Consider the following 21,030-nt stretch of genomic DNA (forward strand, 5'->3'; position numbering starts at 1 on the left):
ATATATGCGATTCTCAGGCCCAATGATGGAGGGTGGTTGGAGTTGCCATGACCCGACGCGTGCCCTTCCAGGACTTTGCCCCGCCCATATGCCCCAAACACCGCTTCGGCGAGCGATCACCGCCGCCTACCGGCGCGAGGAAGCCGCGTGCATCGCGCCGCTGCTGGAAGCCGCGACACTTGAGCCATCGGATCGCGAAGCGATCAGAAAAATCGCCCGCCTGCTCGTGACCACGCTGCGCGCCAACCATAGGGGCAACGGCGTGGAAGGTCTGATACAGGAATATTCACTTTCCAGTGAAGAGGGCGTGGCGCTGATGTGCCTCGCCGAAGCGTTGTTGCGTATTCCCGATCAGACGACACGCGACGCATTGATCCGCGACAAGCTTTCTAATGGCGATTGGGGATCGCATCTGGGCGGCGGCAAATCACTGTTCGTCAACGCAGCAACATGGGGCCTGGTCGTGACCGGCAAGCTGGCCGGCAGCGTTGATGACCGGGGATTGGGCGCCGCGCTGACCCGACTGGTGGCGCGCGCGGGGGAGCCGGTGATCCGTCGCGGCGTCGATCTCGCCATGCGGATGATGGGCGAACAGTTCGTCACGGGGGAGACGATCGAGCAGGCACTGAAGCGCGCCCGGAGTATGGAAGCAAAGGGCTTCCGTTATAGCTATGACATGCTGGGTGAGGCGGCGACGACCGGGGCCGATGCCGACCGTTATCATGCCGATTATGAGCGTGCCATTCACGCGATCGGAAAGGCGGCGCGCGGACGCGGCGTGTATGAAGGCCCCGGCATTTCCATCAAGCTGTCGGCGCTACATCCCCGCTATGCCCGCTCTCAGGCGGATCGGGTGATGGGGGAATTGCTGCCCCGCGTGCGGCAATTGGCCCTGCTCGCCAAAAGCTATGATATCGGCCTCAACATCGATGCCGAGGAAATGGGCCGGCTCGAACTCTCTCTTGATCTTCTCGAAAGTCTGGCGACAGACGCGGAACTGGCCGGATGGGATGGCCTGGGGTTCGTCATTCAAGCCTATGGGAAGCGCTGCCCGTTCGTCATCGACTGGATCATCGATCTTGCCCGGCGTTCAGGACGCCGCATGATGGTCCGTCTGGTGAAGGGCGCCTATTGGGACGCGGAGATCAAGCGTGCCCAGGTTGACGGCCTTGCCGACTTCCCCGTCTACACGCGCAAGGTGCACACCGATGTTGCCTATATCGCCTGCGCAAAAAAGCTGCTTGCGGCCCCCGATGCGATCTTTCCGCAATTTGCGACCCATAATGCGCAGACCCTCGCGACCATTTACCGCATCGCAGGCCCTGATTTCAGCGTCGGCCAATATGAGTTTCAGTGCCTGCATGGCATGGGAGAGCCGCTTTACGAACAGGTCGTGGGCAAGGAAAATCTCGACCGCCCGTGCCGCATCTATGCGCCGGTTGGCACGCATGAGACGCTGCTTGCCTATCTGGTCCGCCGCTTGCTTGAGAATGGCGCCAACTCCTCCTTCGTCCATCGTATCGCGGACCCGGCGGTTTCGGTCGAGGATCTGATCGCTGATCCGGCCGAGGTGGTCCGTGCCATGCCCCATCCCGGCGCGAAGCATGACCTGATCGTCCTGCCCGCCGATCTGTATCCCGATCGGCGCAATTCAACCGGCTTCGACCTTAGCGACGAAGGCACGCTCGCCGCCCTGTCGCAGGCCCTTCGCGATAGCGCCGCGATCGAGTGGAGGGCGGTCCCGACCTTCGGTTCAGGGAAGGCGCGCGCCATACTCAACCCAGCCGATCATCGGGACAGGGTCGGCACGGTGGTGGAACTGGCGGCCGAGGATGCCGCCGCACTCATGTCCCGTGCCGCGACGTCCGATTGGAGCAGCAGGGTGGTGGAGGAGCGCGCAGCCATTCTGGAACGCGCCGCCGATGCGATGCAGGCGCGCATGCCGATCCTGCTCGGTCTGTTGATCCGCGAAGCCGGGAAATCTCTTTCCAACGCAATCGCGGAGGTTCGCGAGGCGGTCGATTTCCTCCGCTATTATGCGACGCAGGCACGGGCCAATATCGGTGCCGGGCAAGATCCTCTGGGACCGACCCTGTGCATCAGCCCGTGGAATTTTCCCCTCGCAATCTTCACCGGTCAGGTCGCTGCCGCTCTGGTTGCAGGCAATCCGGTGCTGGCAAAACCCGCAGTCCAAACGCCACTGATCGCGGCGGAGGCCGTGCGCTTGCTGCATGAGGCGGGCGTGCCCCGGCATGCTCTGCAACTGGCGCCGGGCGATGGCGCGTTGGGCAGCGCACTGGTCGCGGCGCCGGAAACTGCGGGCGTCATGTTCACGGGATCGACTGCCGTTGCGCGAATGATTCAGGGCCAGCTTGCCAAGAGGCTTTCACCCGCAGGTCGCTCTATTCCGTTTATCGCCGAAACGGGGGGACAGAACGCGATGATCGTCGACTCGTCTGCTCTCGCCGAACAGGTGGTGGCGGACGTGCTGGTCTCCGCGTTCGACAGCGCGGGTCAGCGCTGTTCCGCGCTGCGCATACTCTGCCTGCAGGAAGAGGTCGCGGATCGCATTCTCCTGATGCTCAAGGGCGCGTTGCGGGAAATGCGCGTTGGCAGCACCGATGCGCTGAGGACGGACATCGGGCCGGTGATCACGCAGGCGGCAAAGAAGGGGATCGATCAGCACATTGCCAGAATGCGCGAGCGCGGAAAACGGGTTGATCAACTCACCCTGCCTGCCGAGGCGGCACACGGCACCTTCGTTGCGCCAACGATTATCGAGATTGACGATATAGGCGAACTGGAGCGAGAGGTTTTCGGCCCGGTTCTGCATGTCGTGCGTTTCCGCCGGGAACGGTTGGGCGCGCTGATCGATTCGATCAACGCCACTGGCTATGGGCTGACCTTCGGCCTTCATACCCGCCTCGATGAGACGATCTCTTATGTTACATCGCGGGTGAGGGCGGGCAATCTCTACGTGAACCGCAACATGATCGGCGCGGTTGTCGGCGTCCAGCCGTTTGGGGGCTGTGGGCTCTCTGGAACGGGACCCAAGGCTGGTGGTCCGCTTTATCTTAACCGGCTGGCGACGCACCCATCCGCTTTCGGATGGAAGTCGCGGCATCCGGCTTCACCCATCCATGATTTCGCGAACTGGCTGGAAGAAAAGGGCGAAATCGGCAGCGCGGCAAAAGCCCGCAACTACGCCGCCGCCTCCGCTGTTGGGTTGGAACACGCGCTCGCCGGACCCGTCGGGGAACGTAATCTTTACAGCCTGCATCCCCGTGGTCAGGTGCTGATGAAGCCGCAGAGCCGGGATGGATTGTTCGAACAGATGGCTGCCATCCTTGCGACCGGGAACCGGGGCGTGGTTGCAGAGGCGCTTCCCGACGATCTGCCCTCTAATGTCGCCGCTGCATTCGCGGTCCTGCCTGACGGGCCTTGCGCAGTTGCGCTGGTGGAAGGAGACGAGGCTGCCGTTGCCCGAGCCGCGGCGGAAGTCGCGGCTATGCCGGGGCCGATCATATCCGTTCATGCAGCCAAGCAGGACCAGCCCCTTGCCTATCATTGCGATTGGTTGCTCGAAGAAGTGTCGATCTCCATCAACACGACTGCTGCTGGAGGTAATGCCAGCCTCATGATGATCGGATAAGCGCTTACGCCGACGCTTCCATAGCCGATCCCTTCACGGATTGCGCTACAGCAGCTTCAACCGGATGTTTCGATATTCGACCTTCATCGGCGGACCTACGTGCGCCTGCATCCCGATCTCGCCCTTGCGCCGACGATCCGCCGACTCATCGGTCGCCGCGGCCATCAATTGGCCGTTCAACAGATGATAGATGGCCGAACCCTTGGCGATGATATGGGCTTCGTTCCATTCAGCTTTGATCGCTGCTTTCAGAGGGCCGGGCTCACCAATCGAACCGATTATTTGCGACGGCGGGAACGTTGTTCGCGCAAACTGACCACGGCGCGCGATAAAGCCGCGTCCCCTCTCTTCATAGACCATAGCCGTGAAGAGATTCCGGCCGTCGATATCAAACTGTAGCCCCGACATGGCGAAGCGGTTGGTGGGCGTGATCTCGTCTTTGACAACGGTGCTGCGGTAGTTGACCCCACTGTTGCCTTCAAGAGTGATCCGATACTCCACCTTCAATTCGAAATCCTCGGGCTTCCCGCCTTCCCAGATCAGGAAAGTGTTGCTCCGAAGCAGGGTGTCCGGCGTCACTTCGCCAACTATGCAGTAATCTTCCACGCGCCAGTATCGCGGATCACCGCGCCAGCCCGCCAGGGTGTGGCCGTCAAACAAGGATTTGAACCTTGGCCCGTCGCCGTCAATCGGCCGGGGCATCAGGAGCATGGCTTTTGGCGCAGGCGCCTCTGACCGTTGCGCCGCCAAGGCCCAGCGAGGGAACAGCGCCAACGTGGTAGCTGCGGCGATGAACGTCCGACGTCCGGTCCTTTGATCCATGCTGCTCTCCACTGTCGATGTGCTGGTTCGACGATTAACAGCATGGTCGCGAAAAGTCCTGTTCGGTCAAGCCGGTTGCGATGCGCATGACATCGCCATTCCCCGGTCACAAGAACGACTTTTTGCACTCAGCCTTCTGCTGGCAGGTGATCTGCCAGACGGCGAAACCATGCTCGTAGAGCTGGTCGCTTGATTGGAAAGGTCTCTCTTCGGCGTGTGATCATTCCACCTTATCCTCCAATTAGAATTATCTATCTCAAGCCATCAGATATGGAGATTTGACGTTGGCCACGTGAAAGGGGGATGCTCGATTAATCACGGCAAGCGAGTTCGTCGCAAGCGTCCATGAAGTAATGGTTGGGCTAAGCCTATAGCCTCCAACGCAAAGTCTGGGAAATTACCGCGTTATTGTCATCATTTTAATATTAATTGGGGGAAGCGTGATGGGAATATATCGAAATATCGACGGAAAAAGCTCCAAGCCATGGTTGCGGGCCAGCCTTTATTCTGGAACGATCCTGTCTCTTCTTGGTGTCCCAGCCTATGCGGTCGCGGCGGAACAGCCTGCAGGCGCCAATGGAGGCGCGGAAATCATCGTCACCGCCAACAAACGTGAATCGACGATCCAGAAAACCCCGATGAGCATTACCGCCGTAACTGGCGAGCAGCTTGAAAATCGCGGCATTTCACGCCTTGAAGATGCGATCCGGACAGTGCCGAGCGTTACGGTGCGGTCCGCAGGTCCGGGTCAGACGGAACTGTCCATGCGAGGTCTTGCTGCTGCGGGCGGTTCCGCGCCGACCGTGGGCTTCTACCTCGACGACATCGCGCTCACTCCGCCGGTAGGGTCGTGGAGCCGCACCGTCATCGATCCTTCCCTTTATGACCTGGCCCGCGTCGAAGTGCTGCGTGGTCCCCAGGGAACGCTCTATGGCGGTGGATCGATGGGCGGCACCATTCGCCTGATCACTAACCAGCCGAAGTTGGATGAATTTGGCGGCTCGGTGTCGCTGGACGGTTCAATGACGAAGGGCGGTAGCAAGCCCAATGGCACGCTCAGCGTCGCGCTCAACATCCCGCTGCTCAAGGACAAGGCCGCATTCCGCCTGGCTGCAACGGAAAGCTATGTCGGCGGCTGGATAGATCGCGTCGTGGTGGATCCGTTCCCGTTCCCGACCGGCAGCGGTTGCGCCCCATTTCAGGGCTGCGACCGTGGCGCGGTTGAAAATGCTCCCGTGTCCAAGCGCTTCAAGAACGTGAACTGGACGCATACGACCAATGTTCGCGGAACATTGTTAGTCAAGCCGACGGACAACATCACCTCAACCACCACCGGGCTGATCCAATATACGCGCCAGGGCGGCGCCAATACGTTCGACGTTCCGCCCGGCGAAAAATATATGGCGCACTTCCAGCCATATGACATCGCCGAGCCTTATCGTGACAAGTTCTGGCTGCTCGGCAATTCGACAGCGGTCGACATGAACTTCGCGACGCTGACCTTCGTCACCAGCTACTGGAAGCGTAATCAGGCGCTGACCCAGGACACGACCGAAGCCTATCAGAACTATTTCAACCTGCCCACATTCCCGACCAATCCCTATGAGATCCAGCTCGGGTGGAATGACGTCAACCAGTTTTCGGAAGAAGTCCGCCTGGCGTCCAATGGCAGCGGAAGGTTCAAATGGATCGCAGGCGCTTTTTATGCCAATCTGAAATCCGTAAACCGCAGCTTCACGCAAGATCCGGCCCTTTGCGGCTTTTCGAACGGTGGCTGCCCGGCAAACCCGGATGGCATCATCTTTGATGCGACCCAGATCTTCAAGGTCAAGCAATATGCCTTCTTCGGCGAGGCATCTTACAAAATCACGCCGGAACTTACCTTTACGGCAGGCGGGCGCTATTTCCACTTCGACAACTCGCTGGATCTGACGCAAAACGGCTATTTCACGCCGACGGGTAATCTGGGGATCACGAGGATCACATCGGAAAAGAAGAACCAGGGTTTCACGCCCAAGTTCAACCTGTCCTACGAGCCCAGTTCCAACCTCACCCTCTATGCAACTGCGGCTCAGGGTTTCCGGCCTGGGGGCGTCAACCAGACGGTGCCTGTGACGGGACCGGGATCGTGCTTGCCCGGATTGCAGGCCTTGGGCCTGACTCAGGCGCCTTCGGGATATGATGCCGACAAGATCTGGACCTATGAGGGCGGCGAGAAGTTCCGGACCAAGGGCGTGACCTTCAACGCCAGCTTCTACTATAATAAATGGTCAGGCATTCAGCAGCTTCTGACGCTGCCCTGCGGCTTTGGCTATACGACGAATGCGGGTTCAGCCGCGACCTACGGCCCGGAAGTGGAAGCAAGCTTCCAGCTGACCCCCGAAATCTCGGCACAGGTAAGCGGCACTTACACGCATGCGAAGCTGACCAGCGTGCTGCCTGGCACCGGCTATTCGGTCGGTCAGCAGATCCTGAATATTCCCAAATATCAGGTCACTGGAGCACTAACCTACAGCCGAACGGTCATGAACGACGTCCTTCTGACGCTGCGCGCCGAAGATACGCTGGTCGGTCCGGCACAGGATGTGTCCTTCAGCTATTACCGGCTGCCGTCCTACAATCTGCTCAACCTGCGCATGCAGTTCGAACGGGATAACTGGTCCGCGGCACTATATGTCAACAACGTTACCGACGAACGTGCCCAGATTTCGGCCAATAATACGGGCATGAGCGTCAACAGCCCCGCGCTGTTCCGCATAGCGACCAACCAACCGCTGACCGTTGGCGTCAACTACAATTATCGTTTCTGATCTCTCCGCCTGGGGATTGGAGCCGTCACTACGTGGCGGTTCCAATCCCCTCTCTTTCAAGACATGTTGGATCCTGGCCGTGAATCGTCGCACACTATATACCGGGCCTTTGAAAGCATCACGACATGGCGACGATTGATCTGAACAGCGACCTGGGAGAAAGTTTCGGCGCATGGCGGATGGGCGATGATGCCGCCATGCTCGCCATCGTTTCCAGCGCCAACATCGCTTGCGGTTTTCATGCGGGCGACCCGGCGGGCATCCTGTCGGTATTGCGGGAGGCCGCAGCCCGAGGAGTGGCCATAGGCGCGCACATTGCCTATCCCGATCTGGTTGGCTTCGGCAGGCGCAACATGGATCCCAGCAGCGCCGAACTTGTCGCCGACACCATCTATCAGATCGGCGCGCTTCAGGGCCTGGCCAGCGCGGCAGGTACGCGTGTGCGCTACGTCAAACCGCATGGCGCCCTCTACAACACCATCGCCACCGATGAACGGCAGGCGGTCGATGTCATTGCAGGCATCAAGGCGATCGATCCCGGCCTGATCCTGATGGTCGGCGCGGGCGCGTCAGTCGTCGATCAGGCGCGTGATGCGGGCCTTCGGGTCGTACGGGAAGCCTTCGCCGACCGCGCCTATAATCCTGATGGCAGTCTGGTCAGCCGCCGCTTGCCCGGCGCGGTGCTTCACGACGAGGACGCCATTGCACATCGCGTCCTGCGGCTGGTGACCGAAGGCCGCATCACCGCCATCGATGGCACGGACATCCGGCTGGAGGCGGAATCGATCTGCATTCACGGAGATACGCCCGCAGCTGTCGCCATCGCAGCCAAGCTACGCGAAACTCTGACGGCCAATGGTGTCGCCATCAAGCCGTTCGCCCTGAGCGATGGCTAAGGCCATGCGTTTCCTTGCCGCAGGCGGAGAAGCGGTCCTCGTCGAACTGGATGATCTGGACCAGACGCTGGCGCTGCTCGATCGACTGATGGAGAGCAGGCCTCGCGGCGTTCATGAAATGGTTCCCGGCGCGCGGACGCTGCTTGTCCGCTTCGATCCTCTGCTGACCGACCGGACGGCCCTCGCGCGAGCGATCGGACAGCTTGACCTGTCCGCACATGCCGCCCGCCAAGGCAAAGCCATTGACCTTCCCATGACCTATGATGGCGAAGATTTGGGCAGCATCGCCGAAATACTGGGCTGGTCGGTGGACGAACTGGTGCGGCGGCACATGGCCGCCACCTATACGGTCGCCTTCACGGGCTTCGCGCCGGGTTTTGCCTATATGATCAGCGACGACCCGGACATCGACGTGCCGCGCCGTGCGACCCCCCGGTTGCGCGTGCCCGCTGGAACAGTGGCGCTGGCGGGGAAGTTCGGCGGCATCTATCCGACCGACAGCCCCGGTGGCTGGCAGTTGCTGGGTACGACGCCGCTTCGGATGTGGGATACGCATCGGGACAAGCCTGCGCTGCTGGCGCCGGGCGACAGGGTGCGGTTCCGCGATATGGCCAAGGGCAGCAGCGTGACGGTGCCTGATCACGCGTCTGCGCCTGCGCCCAAGCGTCGGGTGACGCAGGGCCTGCGGGTGCGTCGCTGCGATCGCCCCGCTCTCTATCAGGACAGGGGGCGGCCGGGCAGGGCCGGTCAGGGAATTTCGGAATCCGGCGCGCTTGACCGCGCTGCCCTTCGCGAAGCCAATATCTGTGTCGGCAACCCGCCCGGCGCCGCCGCGATCGAGATCAGTTTTGGCGGGTTTGAACTGGAAGCGGATCAGCCAGTCACGATGGCTGTCACCGGGGCTCCATGCCCCTTGGAAATCCGATCCAGCGGAGGCTGCAGGATCAGCGCGCCCTTCGGTCAGCCTTTCGCTTTGGACGCGGGAGACATCATCAGTATGGGCATCCCCCTCAGCGGGATGCGCAGCTATCTGGCCGTTCGTGGCGGTTTCGGCGTAGCCCCGGTGCTCGGTGCTGCGGCATACGATACGCTAGCAAAGGTCGGGCCTGATCCCATAAGCCAGGGCGACATTCTGGAGCTGGCGAACGCGCCCGCACTGGCGGTGGACGCGCAGCGCCCGCTTGCTCCGACGTTGCCGAGGGCGGGGGACGTGGTGACGCTCGATCTGCTGCTAGGCCCGCGCACGGATTGGTTCACCGATGAGGGCGTCGAGACGCTGCTGCGCCAGCCATGGCGAGTGACGCCTGAATCGAGCCGGGTCGGCCTCAGACTGTCCGGTGAAAAGCCTCTCGAGCGCCGCGATAACAAGGAACTGCCATCCGAAGGCACGGTGCGTGGTTCGGTGCAGGTGCCGCACAATGGCCAGCCAGTGCTGTTCCTTGCCGATCATCCATTGACCGGGGGCTATCCCGTCATCGGCGTCGTCGCGCCGCATCATCTGGATCTGGCCGGGCAAATTCCGATCGGCGCCATGATCCGTTTCAATTCCATCGCCGTCTTCCAGCCAGCCGCCGAGACCATCGCCTTATGAAGAAGCTGCTGATCGCCAACCGTGGCGAGATCGCCATTCGCATCGCCCGCGCCGCCCGCGATTATGGCGTCGCGTCGGTTGCGATCTATTCCGATGCGGACGCGCTGTCCCTGCATGTGGAGGCGGCCGACGAAGCCTATGGACTGGGGCCGGGCCGTCCTGCGGACAATTATCTCAACATCGCCAAGATCATCGATGTGGCGCGGAAAGCCGGGGCGGACGCCTTGCATCCGGGCTATGGCTTTTTGTCGGAACGGGCGGAGTTCGCGCAAGCGGTCATCGACGCCGGGCTGATCTGGGTCGGACCCGCGCCCGATGTCATCACCATCCTGGGTGACAAGGTCGAGGCACGCCGGATCGCTGAAAAGGTCGGCGCGCCGCTCGTCCAGGGCTCGGGAGGGTCGCTGGCTTCGGCTGCGGAGGCAGTGGCCTTCGCCGAGCAATGCGGTCTGCCGATCGCGATCAAGGCGGCGTTTGGCGGCGGCGGGCGCGGCATGAAGGTCGCGCGGCGCATGGACGAGGTGGGCGAGCTGTTCGATTCCGCAGTGCGCGAGGCAAAGGAGGCGTTCGGCCGGGGCGAATGCTATGCGGAGCAGTTTCTCGACCGCCCCCGCCATGTCGAGGCTCAGGTCATCGCCGACACGCATGGCAATATCGTCGTGCTGGGCACGCGCGACTGTTCCTTGCAGCGGCGCAACCAGAAGCTGGTCGAAGAAGCGCCCGCGCCGTTCCTTGAACCCGGCCAGAGAAGCGCCATTCACGATGCGGCGCGCGCCATCTGCAAGGAAGCGGGCTATGTAGGCGCTGGGACCGTTGAGTTCCTGCTATCGCCCAATGGGGTTATCTCCTTCCTGGAGGTGAACACCCGGCTTCAGGTCGAACATCCGGTGACGGAAGAAACGACTGGGGTCGATATCGTCGTAGAACAATTGCGGGTCGCTGACGGGCTGCCGCTCAGCATCGATGACACGCCCGAACCGCTGTGTCACGCGATCGAGTTCCGCATCAATGCCGAAGATCCGGGCAGGGGCTTCCTGCCTACCCCCGGCCTGATCACGCGCTTTCGTCCTCCGGCCGGGCCGAATGTGCGCGTGGATGCGGGGGTCGAAACGGGATCGGAGATTCCGGGTCTGTATGACTCGATGATGGCGAAGCTGATCGTCACCGGCCGCACGCGGCAGGAAGCGTTCGTCCATGCGCGCCGCGCGCTGGCAGAATTCCGTATCGAAGGTGTCGCGTCCGTTCTGCCGTTTCACCGGGCAGTGGTGGAAGAACCGGCCTTCACAGGTGACGAGGCTTTTGGCGTGTTCACCAACTGGATCGAGACGGAGTTTCGCGGCGTCCAGCCTGCCCCCCGCGTCGATCCTGTCGAAGGCGGACTCATTCACAGCTTTATCGAAATCGACGGCAAAAGGCACGCTATCGCCCTGCCGGCCAGGCTGTTTTCGGGGGTGGGCGCTGCCCCCTCAGAGGCCGGGGATCCATCGGCATCTCCGGCCTCTGAGGGGGCCGTCGTGGCGCCGATCCCGGGCACGCTCCAGCAATGGCTGGTCGAAGACGGCGCGGACGTGGCCGAGGGCGATCTGATCGCGGTCATGGAAGCCATGAAGATGGAAACCCGCATCACCGCGCCTGTCGCCGGACGCATAGGCTTGAAAGCCAAGCCAGGCGACCTGGTCAATCTGGGGGCAGAACTGGCGGTCATCGCCTGAACGCGCCGGACGGCCACTGTTGCGTTGGATCATATGGAACATCGATGTTCCTGACGGAGGACTGAAGTGGAAAAATTGAACGTTGCGCTGGTTGGCACGGGCTTCATGGGCAAGGCGCATTCGATCGCCACCGCCGTGGTGCCGATCCTGTTCGGTTCTCCAGTCGAGATCGAACGCAAGGTCGTCGTGGACATTGACGAGGAACTGGCGCGCAACGCTGCCCGCCAATATGGCTTTAGCGAGCATGCGACCGACTGGCGCGAGGTCGTCAGCCGCCCGGATATCGACATTGTAGACATCTGCACGCCCAACGACACGCATGCGCCGATCGCCATCGCCGCTGCAAAGGCTGGCAAGCATGTGTTGTGTGAAAAGCCGATGGCGATGACCGTGGCCGACGCAGAGGAGATGCTGGCTGCCGCGCGCGCATCGGGCGTTACCACCATGCTGTCCTATAATTACCGCCACACGCCCGCGATCCAGATGGCGCAGCGCCTGATCGAGGAAGGCCGCATTGGCGAGATTCACACTTTCCGGGGCCGCTATCTTCAGGATTGGGGCGCGGACCCGGCGACGCCCTTGTCCTGGCGCTTCAACAAGGAAAAGGCCGGCTCGGGCACGCTGGGCGACATCGGCACCCATGTGATCGACGCGGCGCGGCTGCTGGTGGGTGAATTCTCCTCGGTCAGTTCCATCGTCAAGACCCTGGTGCCGCAGCGGCCGTTGCCCGCCGGACGCTTCTTCGGCCCGAGCGGCGCGGCATCTGATGAGATGGGCACGGTCGATGTCGATGACGCTGCGCTGACCATGATCCACTTCGCCAACGGGGCCTATGGCACGATTGAGGTTACCCGCAACGCCTGGGGCCACCATAATGAACTGGGCTTTGAAATTCATGGGACGAAGGGGTCGATCGCGTTCAACTATCAGCGCTTGAATGAACTGCGCGTCGCTTTTGCCGACGATCCTGCGGACGCCTTTGGCTATCGCACCATCTACTCCGGGCCGAACCAGCCCTTTGGCGACAAGCTGTGGCCGGTCGCGGGTATGGGTCAGGGTTATATCGATGTGAAATCGATCGAATGGTATAATTTCCTGAAGGCCATCGCCGAGGGCAAGCCCGCTTCGCCCAATTTCGCCGACGGCGTCCAGATCGAGCGGATTGCCGACGCGATCCTGAAGTCGGGCGAGACTGGGCAGTGGGAGAATATCGAGATCGCTGGATAAAGAGGCGATGCGATTTCGTGAAGGAAATGGCGAATTGAAGGAAGTTTCGATGGGTGAGCAGTTCGATTGGCAAGATACGGGCGTTGAGGGTTTCGTTCATGGTTTCCAGACCATCGACGGCACCCGCGTCCATTATGTGAGCGGCGGCAAGCCGGATGGCGAGGTGCTGGTGCTGGTCGCCGGTTTCCCGCAGAGCTGGTACGCCTGGCGCAAGGTGCTGCCGATGCTGGGCAAGCGATACCGGGTGATCGCGCCCGACCTGCCGGGGCAGGGCGATTCCGATCTGCCGCTCACCGGATGCGACACCGGCAATGTCGCCCGGATCATGCATGGCCTGTTCGAAAAGCTGGGCATCAGCAGCCATTATCTGGTCGCGCACGATATCGGCGCCTGGGTCGCCTATCCCTATGCGGTGGAATATGGCGAAGCGCTCAAAGGGTTGGTGATCCTGGACACCGGCATTCCGGGCATCAGCCTGCCCGATGCGCTGCCCTGGGCGGCGAATGTCGCCTGGCGCACCTGGCACGTCGCCTTCCACAATGTGCCTGACCTGCCGGAGATATTCATCGAGGGCAAGGAAAGCATCTACATGAACTGGTATCTCAACCGGAAGGCAGCCAATCCGCTGGTCTTTTCGGACGAGGACCGGGCGGAGTATCTGCGCGCTTTCCTGAAGAACGGGCTGAAAGGCGGCCTGGCCTATTACCGGGCCGTATCACAGTCGGCCGAGCAGAACCGGGCGCTGAGCGCCAAGGGCAAGCTCAACATGCCGGTGCTGGCGGTTCAGGCCGATCAGGGATCGATGCCCGATCTGGTGGCGGAACTGCGCCAGGTGGCGTCGAATGTGCAGGGCACCGCGATCACGTCTTGCGGGCACTATATCCCCGAAGAACAGCCCGAGGCGCTGGCTCGCGAACTGGACGATTTCTTCACCGGACTTGCCGCAAAGGCGTGAGAAAAGGGACCCGTTCCGCCTACCCAGTCAAGGCGGAACGGGTCCAACCGGTCAGATGGGACCGGGTTCGAAGCGGAAATCGCCGTCCAGCAGGCTTTCGTCCCGAATGTCGGTGACCAGCATGCAGCCGGGACTGTGCGTGATCGCGATCGGGGGCCGCGCCTGTGCGATGGCGAGCTGCGGCGTCACGCCGCAAGCCCAGAATACCGGCAATTCACCGTCCGCGACCGGAACGCTGTCGCCATAGTCCGGCTGCGTCACATCGATGATGCCGATGCGCGACGGGTCGCCGATATGCACGGGGCTGCCATGCACCTGCGGCATCCGGCTTGTCACCTCGACCGCGCGAATGGCATCGAGAGCCTGGAACGGGCGCATGGATACCACCAGATTGCCCGAGAAACGTCCGGCTGGTTCGCAGGGGATGTTGGTGCGGAACATCGGGACATTGCGGTCTAGCGCGATGTGACGGACCTCAAGGCCCGCATCGATCAAAGCGCCTTCGAAAGAGAAAGAGCAGCCGATGAGGAAGCTGACGAAGTTGTCGCCCCACAGATCGGTGATGTCGTGACTTTCGCCGACCGGTTGCCCGTCCCGCAGGATGCAATATTTGGGGACGTCCGTGCGTATGTCTATTCCCGGCCCCAATGTCGGAAGTGCGGGATCGCCGGGCTTGCCGACCGCTACCAGCGGGCAGGGCTTTGGATTGGCGAGACAGAATTGCAGGAAATCTTCCGCCCATGGCTTGGGCAGGATCACGAGGTTCGCCTGGACGAAGCCATGCGCCATGCCTGACGTATGTCCCCGGATCTTCCCCGCTCTAATGTCTGCTCGAACGTCCGCAGGCGAGCGTGCCGATGCCGGATCCAATGCTGCCACTTGCACCCCCTTCTTGAAAATCGATGCTGGCAGTCCATGTGTCACGAAAGGGGGTGATCCGGTCAAATCTCCATATGTGATGAGTTGAGATAGAAAATTCTGCTGAAAAGAATTTGAAACAGCGCCAACAATATTCCTATCTGGAATGAGATCGAAGATTGAACAGACGCCGCTGAGATGGTCAGCAGTTGGGCGATTGCATCGCCACTTCTTGGGCAAGTTCGGCAAGAACCGCATTTAATGGGCGATCGGGCTGAACAAAATAGCTCGCCGTGAAGGACATGGTCGGCATGTCGTCGCCAGTTTCAATGAGACGCAGTTCGCCGCTGGCGATCTGGTCGGCGACCGTTTCGGAAGGGATGGCGGCGATGCCGATGCCGTCGCGCGTCATCCGCACGATCGAGGACAGCGAACTGTTGGCAAAGAAGCGCACCCCTTTCAGATGCGCTTTCTGAAACAGGTCGGCCAGTTGCCAGTAGGGCCGACTGGAGCGCGCATAGGTGAGGATCGGATACGCCGCCAGGCTTTCCAGCGAGACGGGATCATCGCCAAGGTCGAGATCGCTGTGCGCCACCCAGCAAATGGGATAGGAACAGAGCGGCAGGTTCTGCGCCTTTGCGGAGGTCACGGGACCCAGGAGCAGGGCGACGTCGATGCTGCCATTTTCCAGAGCGCTGGCGAGGTTGGAAGAGGTGTCGACGTTGATTTCCAGCGTGACCGCGGGATATTCATTGTGCAACCGCTTGAGCAGTTCGGAAAGCCAGGTGTGGACGATCGTTTCCGACACGCCAAGCTGGACCGTGCCGCCGAGCGCACTGGGGCCGGACATGGCAAGCAGCATTTCCGTCCTGAGGTTCATCATCCGTTCGGCATAGACCATCAATTCGCGGCCCTTCGCGGTCAGATGGCTGCCCCTGTTGTCGCGATCGAACAGCTTGGCCTTGAGCGCATGTTCCAGCTGGATGATGCGTGCGGAGACGGCCGGCTGCGTCGTGTGCAGCTTTTCTGCTGCGCGATGAAAGCCGCCAACCTGAGCCACGACGTAGAAAGTCTCCAGCGTGCGCAGGTCAATCATGGAGCGGTCCCTTTTGATCGCGTTGACTATGGATGACAGAGCATTCTCCTAAAAAATATGCTGATCAAGACAAAAGCATCGGGTGAGGAAAAGGCCGAATGCCGCAGCCATGCGGGTGGCAATAAAGGCGGCGCTGCTACGGCTCCATGGGCTGGTTCTGAACGACCGGCCCGTGGAGCTGCCCAAGGGCGGCCGTCAGAGGCGACGATAGGTTTCGACGGTGATCGATCCCAGCCAGCCGCCCGCCTTGTCGCCGAACGCCTTCATCAGTTCGGTGTTGTTGTGAACCTCAAGATCCTGTTCGCTGTCCCAGATTTCATAGAACATGAAATTGCCGGGCGTGCTGGCGGATTCATGCAGGTCATAGAGGGTGCAGCCGGGTTCGGAGCGCACGGCAGCGACCAGTTCCTTGAGCGCTTCGCGCATCAGGTCCTCTTTGCCCGGCACAGTGGTCAGCAGGGCCGACACATAAACTTTGTCCGTCATAATCTCTCCTGAAGTTGCGTGATATTTTGAGGAAGTTGTTCAGTCCAGTTCCAGCGCGAAGGCGGACTTGATCGAATTGGCGATAAAGCATCCCCGGTGCGCCCGGTCATGCATACGCGACAGGGCTTCCGGGGTGGGCTGCTTTTCGCCGGTGAAGATCACGCGGGGGCGCAGGGTTATGGACGACACCCAAGGATAGCCTTCCGCGCTTTTCGACACTTCGCCTGTGGCGTTGTCGGTATAGCTTTCCACCGCATAGCCGCTGCCTTCGCAGATCGCGAGGAAGACGAGCATGTGGCAGCTGGCGAGCGCGGACACGAGCAGCTGTTCCGGATCGGCAAGCGCGGCGTTGCCGAGATATTCCGCCGCTGCCGATGCCTGTACGTCGGTTTGCGGGCTGAAGACGACCTTATGGTCGCGGCTGTAGGTGCCAGGTTGACCAGCATGAGGGGCTGACGCCCATTCCAGCCTGATTTTATGTTGGGACATACGCTTGAAAATCCTATGAAGGTGGACGGGTCAGCTTAGCCCTCGGCCAGTGCGGCGAGCATGACCTCGGCAATGGCGACATCGGCTTCGGCTGGGCCGCCGGAGACGCCGACGCCGCCGATCACCGTGCCTTCATGGACGATCGGCAGGCCGCCGCCGAACAGGACCAGCGGCCTGTTGGTCGATCGTTCCAGACCATAGAGCGGGGCGCCGGGCTGGGAGATTTCCATCCAGTTCGCGGTGGGCGATCGCAGCGCGGCGGAGGTGTAGGCCTTGTTCTGCGCGATATCGACGGTGGCAAGGCCCGCATCGTCGGCGCGCAGGAAGGCGAGGAGATTGCCGCCGGAATCGACGATCGCGAGCGACGATGGTTCGCCCAGTTCGCGGGCCTTGGCCGCGCCCGCCGCCAGCGCGCGCATGGCGGCTTCGTGAGAAATCAGTTTCAGCATCATCAGTCTCCCCTCGCCAGCGGCTGGCGGTTAGTTATAGGCCCCGCCATCGACGTTGATCGCCTGCGCGGTCACGTATGATGCTTCGTTGGAAGCGAGATAGACGAACAGCGGCGCGACCTCTTCCGGCAGCGCTTGCCGACCCAGAGGGACATTGGCGCGGACCACCTCATCCTGTCGGGCCGATCCGCCCATGAGGTCGATGATCGGCTGGTTGAACGGTGTGTCGATCCAGCCGGGGCAGACCGCGTTGACGCGGACGCCGTCGGACGCGAGTTCCTGTGCCAGGGCGCTTGCCATGTTGATCACCGCGGCCTTGGACGCCGAATAGGCAAGGAGGCCGGGCGCGCCGCGCTTGCCCGCCAACGACGACATGAAGGTGATCGAACTGTTGCCCGCCGCGCGAAGGAGGGGCAGGGCGTGCTTGACGAAGAGGAAGCCGCTGCGCACGTTGACCGCGAAGGTGCGGTCCCAGTTGTCGGTGCTGAAATCCTCGATCCCGCCCGACAATTGCAGACCGGCGTTGAGGCAGAGCGTGTCGAGGCCGTTCATCCATTCCGCGGCGGCCTGCACGGCGGCGGCGATATCCTCCTCGCGGGAAATATCGGCGTGGAAGAAGCGCACGGCTCCGGGGAATTCGGCGTTCAGCGCCTCGCCCTTTTCCGTGTCCCGGTCCACCACGGCGACGGTGGCGCCCTCGGCGACATAGGCTTTCAATATCGCAAGGCCGATATTGGCGACGCCGCCCGTCAGCAGGATTCGCTTGCCAAGAAGTCTTTCACTCATGTCCCATGCCTTCGGGTTGAAGTGGGGGCGGCCTGTCAGCCAGCCTTGCCTATGTTGTCGTGAATGGCGTCGTTGACGGTGCTTGCCGCTTCCATCTGCGGCATATGGCCGACGCCGGGGATGACGCGCAGTTCGGCGCTGGCGGGCAAGTCGGCTGCATTGGGCAGCGGAACGATGCCGTCCTGATCGCCCCAGATCAGCATGACCGGGCAGTCGAGCTTTGCCAGCGCCTCGCCGATCGACTGGCGTTGGCCATTGTCGTCCGCGATGGAGTCGGCGATGGCGGTGAGGGCTTCGCTCACGCCCTCCAGCCGTTTGAAGCGCAGCGTGCCTTCGACCATGTCGCTGGTGATCTTCGAGGGATCGGTGAACAGGCGGCCCAATACTTCCTGAAGCGGACGGCGGCGTTCGGCGGCGATGAAGTCGGTCAGGAAGTCGCGGTTAATGTCCTTGCCCAAGCCGACCGGCGCGATCAGCGTGAGCGAGGCGGTGTTGGCCGGATCAAGCGCGGCGACGGCTGCGGCGACCGCCCCGCCGAAGGAATGGCCGATAAGGTGGACGGGGCCGGGCGCGACCTGATCGATCGCGGCCTTCACCCGTGCGGCGATGCGGGCGGTGACGTCGCCGCCCTCTATCGGAGAGGAGGCGCCATGGCCCGGCAGGTCGATGGCGATGGCGCGGCCGCTTTCCGCCGCCGCTTCCTGATTGAAGAGCCAGGTGGTGAGGTCGCCGCCGAAGCCGTGCAGGAAGATGGCGGCGGGACCGTCGCCGCTTCCGGCTTCCAGCAGGTTGACCGTGCCGCCATCGGCCTCGATCGTGCGGGGGGCGCCGCCTGCCGCTTCGCCATCGTCGCCTGCGCCGAGCTTGCTGGCGTAGCTTTCGACGAAGGCGTCGATGTCCTGATCGGTCGCGGCGCTGTCCGCCAGCACGGCGGCGAGCGCGCCCACCGGGGCGGTGATCCCGGCGGGCAGGACGATGCGGCGCAGCGTGCCGCCCGCGGGCGATTCCACGACGTTGCTGACTTTCGTGGTCTCGATCTCGACGATTTCCTGGCCGCGCTCGATCACGTCACCTTCGGCCGCGAGCCATTGGGTGATCGTCCCTTCGGTCATGGTCATGCCCCAGCGGGGGACGGTGACGGCTTCTATCGATGGCATGATCTTATCTCCGGACGATGGCGGTGGCCGCCTTGACGATGGCGGCGGCGTCGGGGACGTAGGCGTCCTCCAGATTGGGGGCGTAGGGGACCGGGCTGTGGGGCGCGGTCACCATCTTGATGGGCGCCTTGAGCGCGTCGAAGGCTTTGTCCGCGATCAGGGCGGAGATGTCGGTGGCGATGCTGCACCGGGGATTCGATTCATCGACGATGACGACCCGGCCGATATCCTCCGCCATCTCCAGCAGCGTATCCTCGTCCAGCGGCGACGTGGTGCGTGGATCGACGATGCAGGCCGAAATGCCGTCGGCGGCGAGGGTGCGCGCCGCTTCCTCCGCAAAGCCCACCATGCGGCCGATCGCGACGATCAGCACATCCTTGCCGTCACGCACCACCCGCGCTTCGCCGAAGGGGATGGTGTAGGCCGCGTCGGGCACATCGCCCATCGTGTCATAGAGCATCTTGTTTTCGAGGAAAATCACCGGATCATCGTCGCGGATCGCCTGGAGCAGCAGGCCCTTGGCATCATAGGGGTTGGAGGGAATGACGACCTTCAGCCCCGGAATGTGCGTCAGGATCGAATGCAGCGCCTGCGTGTGCTGCGCCCCCGACCGCGACCCTGCGCCATAGGTGGCGCGGATGACGAGCGGGGTCTTCGCCCGGCCGCCGAACATGTAGCGGAACTTGGCGATCTGGTTCATGATCTGGTCCATGCACACGCCGACGAAATCGGCGAACATGATCTCGGCGATCGGCCGCAGGCCCGTGAGCGCAGCGCCCGCAGCCGCGCCGATGAAGGCGGCTTCGCTGATCGGGGTGTCGCGGATGCGTTCCGGGCCGAAGGCGCCCAGCAGGCCCTTGGTGACGCCGAAGGGGCCGCCCCAGGCATCCTGAACGCCATTGGCGCCAGCGCCGCCGGTCAAATCTTCGCCCAGCATGATCACGCTGGGGTCACGCGCCATTTCGAAATGCAGGGCTTCGTTCAACGCCTGCCGGAAGGATTTTTGTGGCATTTTCGCAAGCCCTTAAAGATATTTCACATAGACGTCGGTTGTGAGCGCGGAGAGTTGCGGGAAGGGCGCTGCTCTTGCGGCTTTGACGGCGTGGTTGATGGCGGCATCGACCTCTTGATCGACGGCATCGAGCTGCGCGCTGTCCAGCATGGAATAGTCGCGCACATGGTTGCGGAAGTTGGTGAGGCAGTCGCGGTTGGCGCGCATATGCGCCTTTTCCTCCGGCGTGCGGTAGGTATCGGGATCGCCGCTATAATGACCATAATAGCGCGGCACATGGATGTGCAGCATGGTGGGGCCGCCGCCTGAGCGCGCCCGTGCTACCGCTTCCCCGGCGGCGGCATAGACGCTGAACAGGTCAGTGCCGTCCGCCTCTATCGCCGGAATGTCATAGCTTTCGGCGCGGCGGCTGAAGCTGCCCGCTGAGACATGTTCGTTGGCGGTCGCTTCGCCAAAGCCATTATCCTCGATCGCGAAGATGATCGGCAGGTTCCATATCTTGGCGAGGTTGAAGCTTTCCGACATCACCCCTTCATTCATCGCGCCGTCCCCGGCAAAGGCCACCGCGACCTTGCCCGTGCCCAGGATTTTGGCCGACAGGGCTGCCCCAACCGTGATCGGCGCGCCCGCCGCGACGATGCCGTTCGCGCCGAGCATGCCCTTGCGCAGATCGGCGATGTGCATCGATCCGCCCTTGCCGCCGCAGGTGCCGGTCGCGCGGGCGAACAGTTCCGCCATCATCCCGTCAATGTCGCAGCCCTTGGCGATGCAATGACCATGGCCGCGATGGGTGGAGGAGATATAGTCATCGTCGCGCAAGTGCAGGCAGATGCCCACCGCAGACGCTTCTTCCCCCGCATAGAGATGGGTGTTGCCCGGAATGTCGCCGGTCCCCATTTCCTGCATCACCCGTTCCTCGAACACCCGGATCGTGCGCATCGACCGATACGCATCCACCAGACGTTCATGCGGTAACTGCATCCCCGACATCATTCCTGCCCCTTGATGATCATGCGCCTGTCATTGCCCCCT

The 21,030-nt window shown here is 62.2% G+C and carries 17 protein-coding genes and 1 pseudogene; 8 read left to right on the forward strand and 10 right to left on the reverse strand.

Annotated elements, in window-relative coordinates; translation table 11 throughout:
* The first annotated feature begins 47 nt into the window (after positions 1–47).
* Positions 48–3,652 (forward strand): annotated as a pseudogene (gene putA / locus IZV00_RS12610) (trifunctional transcriptional regulator/proline dehydrogenase/L-glutamate gamma-semialdehyde dehydrogenase).
* 45 nt (positions 3,653–3,697) lie between these two features.
* On the opposite strand, the gene IZV00_RS12615 reads toward putA, so the two are convergent.
* The gene (locus tag IZV00_RS12615) at positions 3,698–4,312 is read right to left on the reverse strand and encodes a 3-keto-disaccharide hydrolase (RefSeq protein WP_230463209.1); all 615 of its coding nucleotides are present in this window, start codon (positions 4,310–4,312) and stop codon (positions 3,698–3,700) included.
* Positions 4,313–4,472: 160 nt separating this feature from the next.
* Here IZV00_RS12615 and IZV00_RS12620 point away from each other — a divergent pair, with 160 nt between their 5' ends.
* From IZV00_RS12620 to IZV00_RS12650, 7 genes are all read left to right on the forward strand, one after another.
* Positions 4,473–4,667 (forward strand): hypothetical protein, encoded by a 195-nt coding sequence (locus tag IZV00_RS12620; RefSeq protein ID WP_196224958.1) that lies wholly within the window; start codon positions 4,473–4,475, stop codon positions 4,665–4,667.
* 250 nt (positions 4,668–4,917) lie between these two features.
* Complete coding sequence (locus IZV00_RS12625) at positions 4,918–7,284, forward strand: TonB-dependent receptor (protein ID WP_196224959.1); 2,367 nt, start codon at positions 4,918–4,920, stop codon at positions 7,282–7,284.
* 125 nt (positions 7,285–7,409) lie between these two features.
* Positions 7,410–8,180 carry a LamB/YcsF family protein gene (locus tag IZV00_RS12630; RefSeq protein WP_196224960.1) on the forward strand — a complete coding sequence of 257 codons (771 nt, stop codon included), beginning with the start codon at positions 7,410–7,412 and terminating at the stop codon, positions 8,178–8,180.
* Positions 8,181–8,184: 4 nt separating this feature from the next.
* Positions 8,185–9,771 carry an urea amidolyase family protein gene (locus IZV00_RS12635; protein WP_230463210.1) on the forward strand — a complete coding sequence of 529 codons (1,587 nt, stop codon included), beginning with the start codon at positions 8,185–8,187 and terminating at the stop codon, positions 9,769–9,771.
* Positions 9,768–11,483, forward strand: coding sequence for an acetyl/propionyl/methylcrotonyl-CoA carboxylase subunit alpha (locus tag IZV00_RS12640; protein WP_196224962.1), 1,716 nt, complete (start codon positions 9,768–9,770; stop codon positions 11,481–11,483). Before IZV00_RS12635 ends, IZV00_RS12640 begins: the two co-directional genes overlap by 4 nt.
* A gap of 66 nt (positions 11,484–11,549) precedes the next feature.
* Complete coding sequence (locus tag IZV00_RS12645; protein ID WP_196224963.1) at positions 11,550–12,710, forward strand: Gfo/Idh/MocA family protein; 1,161 nt, start codon at positions 11,550–11,552, stop codon at positions 12,708–12,710.
* A 34-nt stretch (positions 12,711–12,744) separates the two neighbouring features.
* The gene (locus IZV00_RS12650; protein ID WP_230463211.1) at positions 12,745–13,665 is read left to right on the forward strand and encodes an alpha/beta fold hydrolase; all 921 of its coding nucleotides are present in this window, start codon (positions 12,745–12,747) and stop codon (positions 13,663–13,665) included.
* Between the two features lie 51 nt (positions 13,666–13,716).
* Here IZV00_RS12650 and IZV00_RS12655 read toward each other — a convergent pair whose 3' ends face one another.
* The 9 genes from IZV00_RS12655 to IZV00_RS12695 form a co-directional block, all read right to left on the reverse strand.
* Positions 13,717–14,544, reverse strand: a complete 828-nt coding sequence (locus IZV00_RS12655) for a putative hydro-lyase (RefSeq protein ID WP_230463212.1) — start codon at positions 14,542–14,544, stop codon at positions 13,717–13,719.
* A 181-nt stretch (positions 14,545–14,725) separates the two neighbouring features.
* A complete protein-coding gene (locus IZV00_RS12660; protein WP_196224965.1) occupies positions 14,726–15,619 on the reverse strand; it encodes a LysR family transcriptional regulator in 894 nt (297 codons plus the stop codon).
* A gap of 195 nt (positions 15,620–15,814) precedes the next feature.
* Positions 15,815–16,105 carry a putative quinol monooxygenase gene (locus tag IZV00_RS12665; protein ID WP_196224966.1) on the reverse strand — a complete coding sequence of 97 codons (291 nt, stop codon included), beginning with the start codon at positions 16,103–16,105 and terminating at the stop codon, positions 15,815–15,817.
* A gap of 39 nt (positions 16,106–16,144) precedes the next feature.
* On the reverse strand, positions 16,145–16,594 hold the full coding sequence (locus IZV00_RS12670; protein WP_196224967.1) for an OsmC family protein: 450 nt from the start codon (positions 16,592–16,594) through the stop codon (positions 16,145–16,147).
* A 35-nt stretch (positions 16,595–16,629) separates the two neighbouring features.
* Entirely contained in the window at positions 16,630–17,046 is a 417-nt protein-coding gene (locus tag IZV00_RS12675) for a GlcG/HbpS family heme-binding protein (protein ID WP_230463213.1), read from the reverse strand.
* Positions 17,047–17,073: 27 nt separating this feature from the next.
* On the reverse strand, positions 17,074–17,829 hold the full coding sequence (locus IZV00_RS12680; protein ID WP_196224968.1) for an SDR family NAD(P)-dependent oxidoreductase: 756 nt from the start codon (positions 17,827–17,829) through the stop codon (positions 17,074–17,076).
* A gap of 35 nt (positions 17,830–17,864) precedes the next feature.
* Positions 17,865–18,986: an acetoin dehydrogenase dihydrolipoyllysine-residue acetyltransferase subunit gene (locus IZV00_RS12685; protein ID WP_196224969.1), complete on the reverse strand. Its 1,122-nt coding sequence runs from the start codon at positions 18,984–18,986 to the stop codon at positions 17,865–17,867.
* A 4-nt stretch (positions 18,987–18,990) separates the two neighbouring features.
* Entirely contained in the window at positions 18,991–19,998 is a 1,008-nt protein-coding gene (locus tag IZV00_RS12690; RefSeq protein WP_196224970.1) for an alpha-ketoacid dehydrogenase subunit beta, read from the reverse strand.
* 12 nt (positions 19,999–20,010) lie between these two features.
* On the reverse strand, positions 20,011–20,979 hold the full coding sequence (locus tag IZV00_RS12695; protein ID WP_230463214.1) for a thiamine pyrophosphate-dependent dehydrogenase E1 component subunit alpha: 969 nt from the start codon (positions 20,977–20,979) through the stop codon (positions 20,011–20,013).
* Positions 20,980–21,030: the final 51 nt, after the last annotated feature.

The organism is Sphingobium sp. Cam5-1 (genome assembly GCF_015693305.1).
Lineage (GTDB): Bacteria > Pseudomonadota > Alphaproteobacteria > Sphingomonadales > Sphingomonadaceae > Sphingobium.